14 protein-coding genes are annotated in these 14,295 nt (G+C 53.3%); 1 reads left to right on the top strand and 13 read right to left on the bottom strand.

All coding sequences use genetic code 11. From position 1 onward, the window contains the following. Positions 1 to 23: 23 nt before the first annotated feature. The 13 genes from RY831_RS03430 to RY831_RS03370 form a co-directional block, all read right to left on the bottom strand. The gene (locus tag RY831_RS03430) at positions 24 to 374 is read right to left on the bottom strand and encodes a KTSC domain-containing protein (RefSeq protein ID WP_326504934.1); all 351 of its coding nucleotides are present in this window, start codon (positions 372 to 374) and stop codon (positions 24 to 26) included. A 165-nt stretch (positions 375 to 539) separates the two neighbouring features. Beyond that, positions 540 to 1,010 carry a single-stranded DNA-binding protein gene (ssb, locus tag RY831_RS03425; RefSeq protein WP_326504933.1) on the bottom strand — a complete coding sequence of 157 codons (471 nt, stop codon included), beginning with the start codon at positions 1,008 to 1,010 and terminating at the stop codon, positions 540 to 542. Between the two features lie 74 nt (positions 1,011 to 1,084). Beyond that, positions 1,085 to 1,888 (bottom strand): hypothetical protein, encoded by an 804-nt coding sequence (locus tag RY831_RS03420; protein WP_326504932.1) that lies wholly within the window; start codon positions 1,886 to 1,888, stop codon positions 1,085 to 1,087. Between the two features lie 186 nt (positions 1,889 to 2,074). Further along, complete coding sequence (locus RY831_RS03415) at positions 2,075 to 2,536, bottom strand: hypothetical protein (RefSeq protein ID WP_326504931.1); 462 nt, start codon at positions 2,534 to 2,536, stop codon at positions 2,075 to 2,077. A gap of 10 nt (positions 2,537 to 2,546) precedes the next feature. After that, positions 2,547 to 3,665, bottom strand: coding sequence for an AAA family ATPase (locus RY831_RS03410; protein ID WP_326504930.1), 1,119 nt, complete (start codon positions 3,663 to 3,665; stop codon positions 2,547 to 2,549). Between the two features lie 75 nt (positions 3,666 to 3,740). Continuing rightward, positions 3,741 to 4,385, bottom strand: a complete 645-nt coding sequence (locus RY831_RS03405; protein ID WP_326504929.1) for a hypothetical protein — start codon at positions 4,383 to 4,385, stop codon at positions 3,741 to 3,743. A gap of 1 nt (position 4,386) precedes the next feature. Beyond that, positions 4,387 to 4,863 (bottom strand): hypothetical protein, encoded by a 477-nt coding sequence (locus RY831_RS03400; protein WP_326504928.1) that lies wholly within the window; start codon positions 4,861 to 4,863, stop codon positions 4,387 to 4,389. 903 nt (positions 4,864 to 5,766) lie between these two features. Next, positions 5,767 to 7,101, bottom strand: a complete 1,335-nt coding sequence (locus RY831_RS03395; protein ID WP_326504927.1) for a replication initiation protein — start codon at positions 7,099 to 7,101, stop codon at positions 5,767 to 5,769. A 232-nt stretch (positions 7,102 to 7,333) separates the two neighbouring features. After that, on the bottom strand, positions 7,334 to 8,350 hold the full coding sequence (locus RY831_RS03390; protein ID WP_326504926.1) for a hypothetical protein: 1,017 nt from the start codon (positions 8,348 to 8,350) through the stop codon (positions 7,334 to 7,336). 488 nt (positions 8,351 to 8,838) lie between these two features. After that, positions 8,839 to 9,813, bottom strand: a complete 975-nt coding sequence (locus tag RY831_RS03385) for a ParB/RepB/Spo0J family partition protein (RefSeq protein ID WP_326504925.1) — start codon at positions 9,811 to 9,813, stop codon at positions 8,839 to 8,841. A gap of 10 nt (positions 9,814 to 9,823) precedes the next feature. Continuing rightward, positions 9,824 to 11,017: a ParA family protein gene (locus RY831_RS03380; RefSeq protein ID WP_326504924.1), complete on the bottom strand. Its 1,194-nt coding sequence runs from the start codon at positions 11,015 to 11,017 to the stop codon at positions 9,824 to 9,826. A 292-nt stretch (positions 11,018 to 11,309) separates the two neighbouring features. Next, on the bottom strand, positions 11,310 to 11,501 hold the full coding sequence (locus RY831_RS03375; protein ID WP_326504923.1) for a hypothetical protein: 192 nt from the start codon (positions 11,499 to 11,501) through the stop codon (positions 11,310 to 11,312). Beyond that, positions 11,498 to 12,220, bottom strand: a complete 723-nt coding sequence (locus tag RY831_RS03370; protein WP_326504922.1) for a hypothetical protein — start codon at positions 12,218 to 12,220, stop codon at positions 11,498 to 11,500. The genes RY831_RS03375 and RY831_RS03370 overlap by 4 nt, the downstream gene beginning before the upstream one ends. Before the next feature lie 744 nt (positions 12,221 to 12,964). On the opposite strand from RY831_RS03370, the gene RY831_RS03365 reads away from it, so the two are divergent. Further along, a complete protein-coding gene (locus tag RY831_RS03365; protein WP_326504921.1) occupies positions 12,965 to 14,278 on the top strand; it encodes a tetratricopeptide repeat protein in 1,314 nt (437 codons plus the stop codon). Positions 14,279 to 14,295 lie beyond the last annotated feature (17 nt).

Here is a 14,295-nt window from a genome sequence, read left to right as displayed (position 1 = left end):
TCCCCCGCCGACCGAGCCAACGCTCAGAACATCACCGACAGAATCGGATAGCGCACATGAAACTGTGCAATCTCCGCCGCGGTGTAGATCCTTGCAGACTTTGGTGCCGGGTTGGCCTTAGTCTCGGGATACGAATCCAGCAGATTCTCAAGGTCAGTGGCCGTCAGCAGTTTCCATGCGTAGGCGTTCTTGATATTCAGGTTGAGATACTTGCCTTTGCTATGTACAGCGGCAAAATCATCAGCCACATTCTGTGGAACTTCATCGTAGCGATACAAAGCGCCGCTCTTGAACGCGACGACCAAATACTTGCAGCCCAGGTAAGTATATCCATCGATGTTGGACGAGTGAGCAGGTGTCATGCGGCTATGCATGATGCGCCCTCCCTTCCAGAATCAGACAGACTCTGAACGGTTCTCCAGGCCAAAGCCCGAATGAATACGACTTCATGGCACTCTCCTGTGAAGAAGAGTGAGCCCCTGTCCGATAAGGACAAGGACTCACAGGGTTTGCATTACAGGGGAAGAACACACCGTCCGTTAGAACGGAATGTCGCTATCTCCATAAGCGCGCCCACCTCCCACAGAGCTTCGAGCGCCCGTGCTTTGCTCATTACGGGACGTCGCAGATGCAGGTTCGTTGCTGCCATGTTCATCGGTGTTATTCGATGATTGTGGCCGGCTACCGAGCAGCTGGAACTCTGCTGCCTCGATCTCCGTTGTGTAACGCTCGACGCCTTCTTTGTCCGTCCACTTGCGTGTTCGGAGACGACCTTCAACGTAGAGCTGAGTGCCCTTCTTCACGAGCTGCTTCACGAGCTCTGCCTGTTTGCGATAGAAAACAACTCTATGCCATTCGGTTAGCTCCTTTTTCTCGCCACTTGCCTTGTCGGTCCAGCTTTCGCTGGTCGCCATGCGAATGGTACAGACCGTGTCGCCACTGCTTGTTGATCGTGTTTCAGGTGCAGCACCCACATTCCCAATCAAAGTAACTTTATTTACGCTTGCCATGTCTTGCTCCAAAAGATGAGAGGGCCAGCTACCCCGCTGACCCCGCTTCAGAAAGTCTCCGCGGGGTAGCGGTGTTACTGGGTTGCCAATGCCGAATCGATCTTTGCGATCTGATACAGATTCATCGGCGCTTTTCCTTTCTCAACGGTCTTGCGACCAATCTTCAGAATCTCGACGTAGTCGCCGACCGATACTTTGGCCGACTCCATAGCGCGTCGTAAATCAACGCCCCATACTGCATCCTCAATGCCTTCAGGTGTCCGATAGCGGATACCGAAGGAATCGATGATCTTGTCGTCAAGCGGACGCTTCATCATGCCGGAAGCCAGGATTACGCCTCGATACACAGAGGGCGTTTTCCGCAGCTTGATTTCCGGCTGATGTTCACCATCGTCTTCCGCAACAGCAACGGAGACGACAGTGCTTGCGCCTGCCATCGCAGATAGGGTTGCTGCTGATTTCTCAACAGCGGTCACTTCCGAGGAGTTCGCTTGCGCGTTCTCGCCGGAATTCACCGCGACTGCAGCTTGGGCATTAGCTCCACACTTTCGTGCGGGCGCCAGCTCTGCGAGCTTTTTGTTTGCCTCGTCTACAGCTTTAGCGATGACAGCGTCGCTCACCTCGTGCGCATCAAAGAACCCGAGGTCATAATACGAATCCTCAAGTCGATTTTCAGCGCGTTTGTTGACTCCTGCCCAGACAATCATGATCGCCGATACCACCTTCTTGCGAGGGCGGAACCGTACAATCAATGTCGCCTTCCCATCTTGCATGTCCCTGACTGCCATGGCAGCTGGAGCATGTTCAGGCTGAGGCGGCTGAACGACTGTCGGCGTCGGCGCGGGTAGCGCTGGCGTGATCGTTGCGGCCTTCTTCATGGGTAGCCATGTCTTCATTCGCTTGTAGGTAGCGAGAAGCGTAAGACCAAGGATATATGCAACGAGTACAGCAGGGGTCATAACGACCGGGAGCACACTAACGTGTTCCATTTTGAAGCCTCCAAAAAAAATGGAGACACACCCGGATGGGCGCATCTCCTCAATGCACCCACACGGGTAGGAACTTCAGAACATCAGATGCGTGATAGCACCCTCTTGTTCTAAGAATTGTTTGCCAGGAGCGAGGCCGAGTAATTCGGCAAGCTCCAACGTAACGTCCCATTGCTCTGCATACAGCCCGAACTTCTGAGAGATACGCGGGAACTCCAACTGAGCATCGTCCACAAGGGACAGCATTGGCATCTTGCGTTGCATTGCCATAAGGCACAACACAACGGCAAGAGCCATAGGAGCATCGCGAACGACACCCCTTCCCTCTCCATTCTTTGCACGCATGATGAATGTCCCGTTAGGGAAACTCAGCATGAGCTCTTTCGAGCCATCCAAGGGGCTGTTGGTCTCCACCACCAGCTTGCCTTGGTCGCACAACGGCTGGACCGCTTGAATTGCGAGATCGACCCACTGTTCGCCGGCTTGCGCCAACGTCCAGTAAGCCAACCCCGCGAACTTACGCTGCGGGGTAGTCATCTCACGCTCCTTACGGTTTCAACTTCTCTGCCACGCCGAATACATCGGTGACTGCCTGGTGCAATGCGATCTTCGTGGACTCCGTGGAGAAGTCACTCAGACACTTGGTCATCGCGTAGTGCAGTGCCGATATACCCAGATTGGTGGCCGCGCCCGACATACCTGCCGAGTACGACGCCCATTTTGCAACGATACGTGTCGACATCGTCCGCTCCAGAGCACTGTCGTCGTCATTCCCACCGTCCCGCGATTGTTTGCGGATCTTCTGGGCGACGTCGATGATGCCTTGGATGAACTCATCTCGCGATATCGCTGCACCATGCTTCTCACCCGTCTTTGTCGACACACGAATCCCTTCCTGGTCGAACCAGTAGGAGAGCAGCTTGTCATCGAAACGTGCGAGGGCATGTGACACCACTTTCTTTTCCGCTTCCTCATCCGGATAACTGACGCGGATGGAGTACAAGCGTTCCAGCAAGGAGATGTCATGCGTGGAGGCCGTCTGGTACAGACCAGACGTATCTTCGACGAGGTTCGTGTTTGCAGTGATGATGATCTTGAAGCCCGACCGAGGCCGGATAGTCTCACCATGCTTACCAGGGATAGCGAATTCACCACCCTCGAACACGTCGTTGAACGCAACAGCCGTTGAAGGCTGAATACGGTCATACTCATTGATCACCACAATGCCGCCACAGCGGGCTGCCTGAGTGACCGGGCCATAGTTGAAAACAGTCTGACCGTTGGGCCCAGCCACATAGTGACCGAACGCTTCAATCAGCTCCATCTTCTTGTGACCCTTCAAATGGAATACCGGTACGCCAAGTCGAGCCAGAAACTGATTGGCCAGGCTTGTCTTACCGGACCCCGTTGGACCCCACAAACACAACACATCGCCGGACGTCTGGGTGTACCAGAAATTCAGCTCACGAAGCAGATCCTTGCGGAACACGTATCCAGAATCGACTGGCGGGACATTTCCTTTCAGGAACGACGCGACGGCTTTTTCTTTCGGGTCTTGCAGTGTGTCCAGGTCAGGATGCTCATACCCAGGAATGGTGATCTGGGGATTGATCTCGTTGGCGGAGAAACCAAATGTGCTGCCAAGGGGGAAACGAGTTCCTTTCATTACGGACTCCTCATAGGAAAAAAAAGAGGAGCACCCGCCCACTAGGGGAAGGTGCCCCTAGTGGGTGGCTGTCAGTTATTCAGCGCAGACGCGCAAGACAGCCTCAATGATTCCGGAATCGACATTGCGAACAATGCCGTCCCGAAGAACGTCTTCATCCATTCCGACAGCCAGACAGCAGTTGTGGAAGGAGAAAAATTCGTCGTTCTGATGCCATTCGACGACCGGCTTACCGTACGTGTACTGCTTACGGATGACCGGCTTGAATATCCATTTCAGGATATCCCACTTCTCGCGCTCGTTATTGCTGAGTGCAAGCTCGTCGAACGATTCCCAGAAAAGGCGAACGCGAAGAAACTGCAATCCCTCTTTTGACCAGCCATGATCGTTAGCATCAACGATGAAGGCCTCTCCCCACGGTTCGTAGGGAATGGTCACGTCGCACTTCTCGGTATCTCGCTCAGCTTCAATGAGCGATATGCCAGCTTTATCCGACTGATACGCCTTCGGAACTGCAAAGGACGCAATGATCGGCTTGGCCAACATGGCAATTGCCTGCTCGACCTGGAGGTCAAGAGACAGTTGAACAGACGAAGTGATATCTGATGCAACAGCCTTTGGCGTACGCTCTACCTGCTTCCGAGTCTTTTTGACCGGAGGCGTGTAAGGCGCTAGCGTGAAGCTGGATGCGTCAGTCAGGAGAGTGTGAGCGAATAGCATGTCACCTCCCCATACCGCGGATCTGCTGGACCCATCCTCTTTCTGCCGTTTTGGCAAAGATGGTTGGCAAATCCTCTTTCAACTCACGGAACTCGCGAATGCGAGACTGCCCCTGTTGAACAACGATGCCACCGCGGACAATAGTCTTCGGAAGCGAGTCATCCATCATAAGCAAACCCAATACCGGTGTGCCGTCAGCACGTCGATACTGGTGCACCACGAGGCGCAAAGTGTCCTTCGTAAAGGTCACCCTGCCTTCGGGAAGTCCAAGTGCGTTTTGTTTGAGCCAGGTTGCCCAGGCAAACAGCGCACGAGTACCCTCCGAACACTCCTCGATAGGTTTCGATGAGGGAAAGGGTTTTCGAGCTTTTCGTTGAACTACCGGTGCAGATACTGCTTGCACTGGAGTTGCTTGCTCGGTCCGGACATCTGGCTGCGCATTGGCAGGGACGTCCGAAGAATCGACTGCTTGAGTCATGATGTACTCCTGTTCAGGGACACCACGACCCCCAGCGGGAAATCATGGTTTCCCTAGCTGGGTTGCAGATGACCAACGTCTCACAGACGTCGATCGGGTATTTGCGGGATAACGGCCGCTCCGTCTCGACTCACGCCGAAAAATCTGCAACAAGACGAGCCAGCCAGCTCGTCAGGAGTACATCTCATGCATGCCGTAATTTCCATACGGCAAATTTCAAGTGCGATTATTTCTCTTGTAACGGCGCTTGTCAACCGTTCGGCGGAGAGATGCGGTGTTCGGGTTTTTCTGGCGAAAACTCCCGTTACTTGAGAGTAATTGAAATAACCCTTGTAAACCTTGTAAACATTAAGGGTTCGGATTTCTCTTATGAAACAAAGGGTTGCAAGGGGATAGGTGACTATCTACAGGAAGACAGGTGACTGTCGTCAGGAAAAAAGGTGACTGGATTCGGGATGTGAGGTGACTACTTTCAGGAAGTCAGGTAACTGGATTCAGGAATAGGTGACCATTTACAGGAAGAGCTCTGTATAGGTGACTGGATTCGGGAACGGTTTGTTTAGTAATTTGGCCCTTAACTCCCTGATTTATATGGTGGAATTGAATAGGTGACCATGTACAGGAAAATCTCCACCGATTCTGAGCTAAGTCCATGATTCTACGAATGGTCTTAGTCATAGGTGACCATTTACAGGAAGCAGACGGATAGGTGACTGTTTACAGGAAGAGATGAAAAGGCAAAATATTTTTTTATGTCCTCACTTCGCAACGGCACAAACGGCTACCAAGTGACCGGCCCCGACGCTGTTTTTGCACTATTCGGTGCCTAATATCAGAGGTCCGAACGTACCTAACCAGTTGACCCTCGACAGGTCAACTCAGTTGTAATGGTCTCGCCGCGCCCTACTTTGCCGGCGCTACCATACCGGATTGAATTGCGAAGTTGAGGAGGTCCATCTCGCTAACGTCGCCCCACGTCTTCCTCGCGTACCAGGCGAAGAAAATGGCGGATGCAGTCTTCGACTTGAATCCCTTCGACCGGAACAATTTGAGTGCGGAGCCAGCCGCTGACACCTCGGTCTGGGTCTGCACGAACTCTTCGCGCAACCGGGTTTGCTCTGTCTCGTCTAATTCATAATAGAGCCGCTCGGCATTGCCCAAACGCTGGGCATCATATGCCGCTTTGATGTCGTCTTTTAGCTTTTGCACGGTAGCCGCCGCGTCCTGAGTGCCCGTCCCTGGAACCGGCGTTGGTGGCGGCGCATAACCCTTTTTGAGAGCATCAAAAAAATAGGCCTCGGCGCTACTGACTTTCTGCAGGTTGGGCGCCTTCAGTCGCTTTTCCAAAAGGTCCGTCGCCGCGTCTATTTCTTGAGGGCTGTACTGCGACATAGCCTTGCGCGCCCGCGTAGGGTTGATTCCGAATGCGATGATGCGCTTGTACGCTTCGGTATTGAATGCCTTAGCGTCTTTCGGGATAGCCGGTAGTGAAGCTTTGAGCTTCACCTTGAACTGGATCTCTGTCACCGACCTGCCGTCCTTATAGATGATCGGCTCGATTTCGAGATCACTCATCGCATTGACCTCTGCGATCGTGGGCTTGAGCAAACGCGAATTGAAAAACTTGTATTCGTCGTACAAGTGATTTTCGTCTCTGCTCAGCAGATCCCGCCACTCCGTCCAGTGCAGACGCGCCGTCAGGCGGCTCGGATTTGTCGCGTATCTCCCGCACATCTCGTAGAGAGCGAGAGACGATGGCTTGCGAAACAACGATTGCAGCCGGAGATCAAAGCGGAAGTAATTTTCCTGTGGGTTGAGCAGCTCGGCCTTGATGGATTCCATGAAGGCATAGGTACACACACCATCGGCTATCTGTGCGTACATCACCAGGCCGCTTACGCCCCACTGTCGCTTGCCCTTTTCCGTGATCGCATCCCATTCGACCTGAATCTTCTGGAGCTGACGGAGGTGTCCCTTCAGGAGATCGTAATCGTTCGACTCGTATGCCAACTGCTCGACGATCGTACGGAATGGAATGCTGTACTTCTCATGCTGGAGGCCGGATTCCTGCGCATGACGCACAAGGACGTTGAACAGCTTTCGAGCAACGAGTGGGACCGGGTTTTGGTCAGGGCGGATGAAAATCGCCTGGTGCGCTTTCCGGATTTCCAGACGTGGTTCCTCAGGCTCTCCAAACAACGTCCCGTTAGGATTTTTCAGCGGCGAAGACTTGGACATACGGGCGACGGTAATTTTCGAGATGGTAATTTATCGCAATATCGTCCGGCGCACACGGCCGAGGTGGAACTGGGACTCCTGAATGATGCATGTAACCTTGGTCTGCACACGGGTAGCAACGCCCTCCTTCGAATGCCCGGTCAACATCTGCTGACCCGGCGACCGCTGAATCGGGGCCGAAAGGTTTTGAGTGAACGAGGCAGGTAGACTTTTCATTGATGATCACCGTCGGTCAGTAGCTGTAGGCCTGCGGAGCAGTGAACGTGAAGGCGCCGCGCAGCAACGTCATTGCAACTCGGAGATTCAACGGTCGCGTTCCGTCAGCCATTTCGATGCGTCCGCAATCTTCCGGCGAACTGGCCGCGCGGAACACGCCGACGACTTCTCCGTGCCGGCGAATCTCGTACCCGTCACAGTGACGATGCAGACGCATCTGCAACGACTTCGCTTCACGGACGTCCTCAGACTCTGCTTGCTTGTCCCGCGCCTGGTTCGCCAGGTAGGCGAAGTCGACTTCGGCGCTGGCCAGATCCCGCAGATAGCTGAACAGGGCGCGGCCATGGAGCCGAAGAGACGCGATTCGATCCCGGCGGTAGTCCACGATATCGGACAGGCGCTTGCCGGCTTTGGATGCGATTTTCATGAGGAGGAAGATGCCGCCCTTGGTCAACCCGAGCTCTGTCAGGAGAACCAGATCCTTGGGAAGACGCGTTGCTGGATCGACCTCGGGGTTGGCAGCCGCTTTTCCTTTGGCGGTCCCGGGAGGGATTGTGTTCTTCAAAGAAGACTGTACTTCCTTGGTATGTTCTTTATCTATATATACGCCGTCTATCACTTTGAGAGGCGGCTGGCTGTGAATAACTCTATCTAGGCCGAGCAAGACCAGCGCCTTCTGGGTGAGAGAAATTGGGGCGATCCAGAATTTGCCGGCGTTGGCACCGGTCGCAACCGACTTGTGTTTCTGGGGTAGCCGAACGATGTATTCGCGTGCCTCCAGCTCGGCTAGATCGCGGTGCAGGGTAGGGACGGATATCGATGCTTCGCGTGCCAGGACCTCGCGGGACGGGAAGATGGCCGCACGCGTTTTCAGGTTGTAGAAAGCGAGGATGGCATGAAGCGCACGGCGGCCTCCTTTTTTGAGGTCCATGCAGTTGTGCGGATGTTTTGTTGCTGCCTGGGCGTTGATCAATGCCTTGGGCAAGACGCGTCCTTCCACCGGCACGTGCCGATAGCAGTTGTCCTGCGCCATGACACCGTCAACCCCACGGGATAAATCGTTGGGGTGCAAAGTATCGCTCCGCTGTCCGCGAACGGACGCAAAGTTGGATGGCACACACGGTAGGGAAGGGCAGGGGTGAATTACACCCTGATGCGTTTGTGAAAATTCACAAAAACATCCCTAAGCGTGCAAGAAAATGGCTGTGGCGTCTTGCACTCAGAGAGACTTAGGGATAGACTCGGTTTTGATCGCTCGCGAGTCGCACTTCCCCAGTGTTGGTCTCCGATGCAGCAAGGCCCGCTCCCCAGCGGGCTTTTGCTTTTTTCGGCCACGAAAAGGTGATATTTACCTGTTCATCGTGGTTTCTCCTTCATCAAAAAACTTAAGTCATTGAATTTAAACATTATTCCGTTGGAATAAAACGGAGCAGGGTAGCTTTGCTTCAGGTTGATGATCATGAGTCGTACTGATCCAAAAAACTAAGTCCTTGATTTTCCGTATTATTCCAATGGAATAAACTACTCCTTGCCTAATCCAGCCGCATACCGCGCCAAGAGTTCGTCCAATTCCTTGTGGAAAGCATCCGCATGGCTGGGATCTTTGAAATCGACGCGAAGCATGGTGTCGGTCCTACGGTAACTGCACAGAGGCTTCTTGCCGACCTTGAACGTCTTGATGTCTACCTTGGGCTTCGCCTGCGCCGGTGCCGCATCGACCTTCGACGCATATGCTACGGCCGCCGCTTGGTCCATGCCTTCGTCAGTAACCTTCCGAACCGCGTCGATCACCTGTTGCGTCTTGCCTTGTTTCGCCAGTGCCGCCAGCGATCTTGCAGCTGGAGCTCCGATTGCATCAGGTCGACTCATGAGAATGGTATGGACGTCCGCCGGAAGATCTTCGAAAGCCAGCAGCTTGGATACCAATGATTGGGACACGCCCGCCATTTGAGCGATCTGCTCTTGAGTCAGATCGGGCCGGCGTTCACGGATGAGCCGGAAGCCGTGGTACTTCTCGTAGTCCGGAAGGTTGGGCTGCAGCAGGTTTGCATAAAACGCGCCCAGCACTGCCCGCTCTTCATCCAGCGACCGGACCACAGCTTCGATCTCTGCCCGTCCAAGTTCGCGAAATGCCGCGACGCGGTTATGGCCTGAGACGATTTCAAATCCGCCGGACTCGCGAGGCCGTACCGTCACCGGCGTAATAAGGTCATTGTTCCGAAGGTTTTCCTTCAGTTCTTCGAACTGATCATCGGTGAGTTTGCGGCGGCGTCCTTCGATCTCGTGAAGCTGGTCCAGTGGGATCGTCTGCGACATGCCGGCACCTGCACCACGCGCCGCAGCGAGTTCCTTTTCCAGATTTGCGACCTTGGCCTGAAGCCCCATAAGCTGGCCAGGAGCCGTTCGAGGCTGATAGTCGGAAGGACCCGGACGCGAGTCCAGGTCGTCGGTGTTTACACCCAAAGCTTTCTTCGCTAGCCTATCTTTTAATGACATTCTCTTCTCCTTACCGGCGCCAAATCTGACAGCCTTTTTGGTCGACGATATCCACCAAGCGGTCGTACGGGTCGCAAATACGGCGGTAAGACTCTGCACTGCCTTCCCAGTTTGGCCTGTCGTACACAGTCGAAAACTCCGCACTTGTGGACATCGCCAACGCTGTCTCGGGAATCTCCATTGGCAGGACGTGGTCGCCGTATGTCTTGATGATCCAGTCACGGCAGATCGTGGCCGCCGGCTTGTTCGGCATGCGTGTGATCAGGATGTCGATATAGTCGAAAGCTTTATCGCCACCTTCGCCCTCGAACCCCTTCAAGCCCTGAACCAGATCAGAGAACAGCTTCCAAAACTGGACCATAGAAGCGAAGGACAGGGTGTCGGGGACGACCGGAACGATGATCGAATCGCCGGCGAACAGGGCATTGATGGTGAGATAGGAAAGGGTAGGGGCCGTGTCGAGAATGATGTAATCGTATTCCTCGCGTAACGGCTCGAGCCCTTTGGATAGAACCTGCCAGAACTTGAACTGTGCGTCCTCACCCATGTTCACCTTTGCCGGGAGGATGAACTCCGCGTTGAACAGGTCGGTGGAGGAGGGGATGAGGTCCAAGTTGTGCCAGTAGGTCTTCATTGGCGCATACTTCAGATCGGGTTCTTTTCCCTCGATCAGGGGCAGGACGGTCTGGTCAGCTTCGATCTCTGCGTGAGGATTGATTCCAAAGAACGTAGTGGTTGATCCCTGTGGGTCCAGATCGACAATCAGAACTTTCCGGTTGTGACGTACCGTGAGGCCCTGAGCGAGCACCATGGACGTTGTCGTCTTGGTGACACCACCTTTGAAATTGCCAATGGTGATAACCGATCCCTTTTTGCCTTCAGGACGGGGCATCGATTTGCGGGTAGCTCTCACCCATTCCATGGCTTCTTCAAGGCTGAAGTTGCGCATGCGGCCTGGTGCTTCTTGGCTTCCCTGCGGGACCTTGCCACTCCGAAGCAGCGACTGCATTTTAGTCTTATCGATGTTGCATAGTAATTGCAGCTTATTGCTTGGATAGATCGGAGGTTGCTTTCTCGGGTGTGGCTGAAGCATCGAATCCCGAATCCGCTCTAACATATTGGCTGAGCGATTCGAGAGGCGAATGAGTTCATCACCATCCACTTTGATGTCGGATAGCGGCGGCAAGTCAAGATCAAGGGTCATTCCCACTCCCAAAATATTAGGCGAACACCGGCCCCTTGGCTAGAAATGCCAAAATTTCAAATTCCGATGTTTACATTTTGGAAGGTTACTACCAAATCTATGTTGACGCAACAAAATGGTAGTGCGCAGGGGATTGGGAAGCTCACGCTATATTTGCGCTAAACGATATTGCGGTGCGCTGCCGGGCGGATTATGAGCTTCATCAAGTCGCCCTCAAGTTTGAGGCGAGATCAGAACCTCAATATAAGAAGTGGCACCAAGAATGAAAAAGGGGCCATCGGCCCCTGTTACTCTACTTTGCCCCTTGCCATTCCGGCAATTCCGGGAAAATTCGATTCGTATTCTCTTTTGCTTTGCGCCGCAAACGTTGAAGGTCTTGGGCGCTAACCACAGGGATCGACCCAAATGTCAATTTGACCGCAACTTTGCCGGCGGCACTTTTCGTGTTCGCAGTTGAGAGTTTGGCTTTTGCTAAACGGGTCATATCAGCCCCTTTCCATGCAAGTATTCTAGCAGTTTTCCCCAGCTAGGACTTTCGGCCCTGAGGTCAAATTCCATCCAGCGTTGAGTACCATTGACCTTCCACCATTCAAGGTCGATGGCGATGATCTGTTGGACAGAGCGGCAATGTCGCAGTTCTGCCTTTCCTCTGACTTCGATTTCTTCCACGTCAGCGTCGAATCCAAGCTGGGGCCAGAATTTATAACCAAACATTCGTGGGTTGTAGCCTACTCCGCCGCCCGCGATAAGCGAGATTGTCGAAAACCCAAGGCGATGAGCAACGATGGCACTAAGCGCAAAAGCTACCGTTCCGAGAAGGTTAGGTGCGTCGTCATGAAGGTAAAAATGATCGACGTGGACAGCCCGCTGTGGATCGCCGGCAGCCCCTACGGCCTCAAGCGCCTCATCGGCAGCGAGAAAGAGGGCATTTTCATCACCCGTACGGTACACGCCGATTCGGTTCTTGTGGCCCGGCCATACCACCTCGGAATTCACATAAGTGAAGTAAACGCCAGGAGGCGAGTCGTCTTGCCCGGTGTCGTGCTGAGGTTGTTCGTGCACCCGACTACCGTTGAAGACCATCAGGAGCTGCGCCAGATCAGATGCCTCAATATGATCGACCCCCAAGACCTCATCCGTTGGAAACTCAAGTTCCTGGTCAGACGATATCTCCACCCCATCTAAGCGGAAATTGCCAGTCAACCGTGTTGCGACTTGTGTGCGTAGTAGCGTCTCATAAGGAGCTCGCAGTCTCTCTTCGAAAAATCGGGTAATTGGAAGTGTCATTGGACGAAAGGCAAACTCATTGTGACTCGCATACAAAGGGGTGTGTCGTTGTTTCCTAAGAAATAAGTTTACCTGAGACGATAGTCACTAGCTGAAAAATCAAGAAGGCGGGTAATCGAGGCTAGTCCATGGAACGTAAGCTCACAACACACGCTGGCACCTACCTTCTTTGCGATCTATTGGCCTTATTTTTCAGAAACTTATGAGTACTCTTCAAGAATCTTTCCCCAAAAAGGGCCATTCTTCGCCGCTTTTTGCGATGAATGATAATAGTGCTCCTCAGAACGGTGGTTCCGCAAAACGGAGGGGTCTGTTTGCCTCGCCATGAGTCAGCGGTAACGATCTGGCGGAATAAGTGGGAAACGGTCATTCACTGGGTGAAGGGAGCGATGGCTATCGAACTCGTTTTCGACGAGACTGAAACGAGCCGCGTTGTCTACGACGGATCGCCACTGCGAAAATTCTATGACCACGCTTGAAGGTAGCCAGGCTAGTCATGCGAGCTTTTCACCCGCTATGATGTTGCAACACGCCAAGAGATCCAGCCTCTCAGCGTCTATGTTCAAAATAACGATAGGAAAATACGCAGAATGGACAAAATCTATATGGGAGCAGCTTTCACCGATCGGCTCACGCAATTAAGCGTTTGGGGTGCTTGAGGTGAAAAAGATCTATGCCAGCGCTGCCGTATGTTTCCTATTAATTGGATGCGCTCCGAGTGCTGAAGAAGGTTTGCAGTTTTATAACTCCAAGCAGTATGACAAGGCACGGACCGTTTTTGAAAAGAGAACATCCGACCCTGTCGCACTACTGCACTTGTACAAGATTTTTTGGAACGGCAAAGGTGTAGAGCGAAACGAGAAGCAAGCGTTGGATTACTTGCGCGCTGCAGTGAAACTGGAAGATCCTGCGGCACAGGAAGAGTTCGCGAAAGTTCTTTTCCATGGTTACGGTAGCGTTCCAATGGATAAAGAGCAGGCACTGAGTCTCTATGAGCAGGCTGCTGCCAAGGGCCGCAAGACCGCGTACATTGGTATTGGCGACTACTATGCCAGTCCACCATCAAGGTCAAACGAAGATCGAGGAAAAGCGGCGGAGTTCTATCATAAGGCTGAAGGCACCTTGGAAGGGGACTGGAATCTAGCCTACAGATACGAACAGGGAGACGGCGTGCGGCAAGACCCGCAGCGGTCTTACCAGTTCGTACGCGCCGTTGCTATGGCACAGGGCAGAGACGCAGAAGAGAAAGCACATCTCGTTGCTGCGGCCAAAACGGTACTTGCAGAGTACTATCTGTATGGCTACGGAGTCGATCCGAATCCGCACGAAGCGGTAAAAATGGCGGCCCTCGCCAAGGACGAGCATACTGATGCAGCCGCCTTTTATGCATGGCTATTATTCTGGGGCCACGGGATAGAAGCAGACCCAGAAAAGGCCGTCAGGATTTGGCAGTCACAACTTGACGATGCGAGCAAAAAGCGTTACGGCGGAAGGATTGGTTTGAATCCGTATGCGATTCATGGACTCGCCGTTGCCTATCAGGACGGGATCGGTACACCAAAAGATCCAGCTAAGGCTGCGCAACTCAAGCGCGAATCAATGTTTGGGACATGGCTTGCGGATACATGGCTGCGTGTTAAATACAACGCATTGGGCTATTTAGATAAGGTGTGTACGGACACTATGGTACTCCCGCAGCTGGAGCCAGGCCGGTACAAACCATTGAAGGCGGACGCGCTTTTTGCGGTCGCCGGCTGCATGCCACAGTCTACGTTGGAGCAAAAAATCGCTGTAATGGAGGTCGCTGGCAAGTCCTACGAACTCGGGAATCTCAACGCGGCCGTGTTGCGTGGCAAGATCTACGCCGCGCTGTCTCCGGTAGAACGAGAGGCATACATGAATCGATTGGCATATGACGCGGCAGCAAAGCGAACCTTGAATGATCTGCTTGCACGTATGAAGGCAACTCCCTAAATTTACCTTGCAACCTA

It is taken from the genome of Noviherbaspirillum album, assembly GCF_035916955.1.
In the GTDB taxonomy this organism is placed as follows: domain Bacteria; phylum Pseudomonadota; class Gammaproteobacteria; order Burkholderiales; family Burkholderiaceae_D; genus Noviherbaspirillum; species Noviherbaspirillum album.
The sequence above is the reverse complement of the archived record's forward strand: the minus strand, read 5'-3'. Positions and strand labels throughout refer to the sequence as shown.

Bases quoted from the DNA above. Each gene is read 5' to 3' on its own strand.
- RY831_RS03430 (WP_326504934.1), bottom strand. From the start codon at position 374: ATGCATAGCCGCATGACACCTGCTCACTCGTCCAACATCGATGGATAT.
- ssb (WP_326504933.1), bottom strand. From the start codon at position 1,010: ATGGCAAGCGTAAATAAAGTTACTTTGATTGGGAATGTGGGTGCTGCA.
- RY831_RS03420 (WP_326504932.1), bottom strand. From the start codon at position 1,888: ATGAAGAAGGCCGCAACGATCACGCCAGCGCTACCCGCGCCGACGCCG.
- RY831_RS03415 (WP_326504931.1), bottom strand. From the start codon at position 2,536: ATGACTACCCCGCAGCGTAAGTTCGCGGGGTTGGCTTACTGGACGTTG.
- RY831_RS03410 (WP_326504930.1), bottom strand. From the start codon at position 3,665: ATGAAAGGAACTCGTTTCCCCCTTGGCAGCACATTTGGTTTCTCCGCC.
- RY831_RS03405 (WP_326504929.1), bottom strand. From the start codon at position 4,385: ATGCTATTCGCTCACACTCTCCTGACTGACGCATCCAGCTTCACGCTA.
- RY831_RS03400 (WP_326504928.1), bottom strand. From the start codon at position 4,863: ATGACTCAAGCAGTCGATTCTTCGGACGTCCCTGCCAATGCGCAGCCA.
- RY831_RS03395 (WP_326504927.1), bottom strand. From the start codon at position 7,101: ATGTCCAAGTCTTCGCCGCTGAAAAATCCTAACGGGACGTTGTTTGGA.
- RY831_RS03390 (WP_326504926.1), bottom strand. From the start codon at position 8,350: ATGGCGCAGGACAACTGCTATCGGCACGTGCCGGTGGAAGGACGCGTC.
- RY831_RS03385 (WP_326504925.1), bottom strand. From the start codon at position 9,813: ATGTCATTAAAAGATAGGCTAGCGAAGAAAGCTTTGGGTGTAAACACC.
- RY831_RS03380 (WP_326504924.1), bottom strand. From the start codon at position 11,017: ATGACCCTTGATCTTGACTTGCCGCCGCTATCCGACATCAAAGTGGAT.
- RY831_RS03375 (WP_326504923.1), bottom strand. From the start codon at position 11,501: ATGACCCGTTTAGCAAAAGCCAAACTCTCAACTGCGAACACGAAAAGT.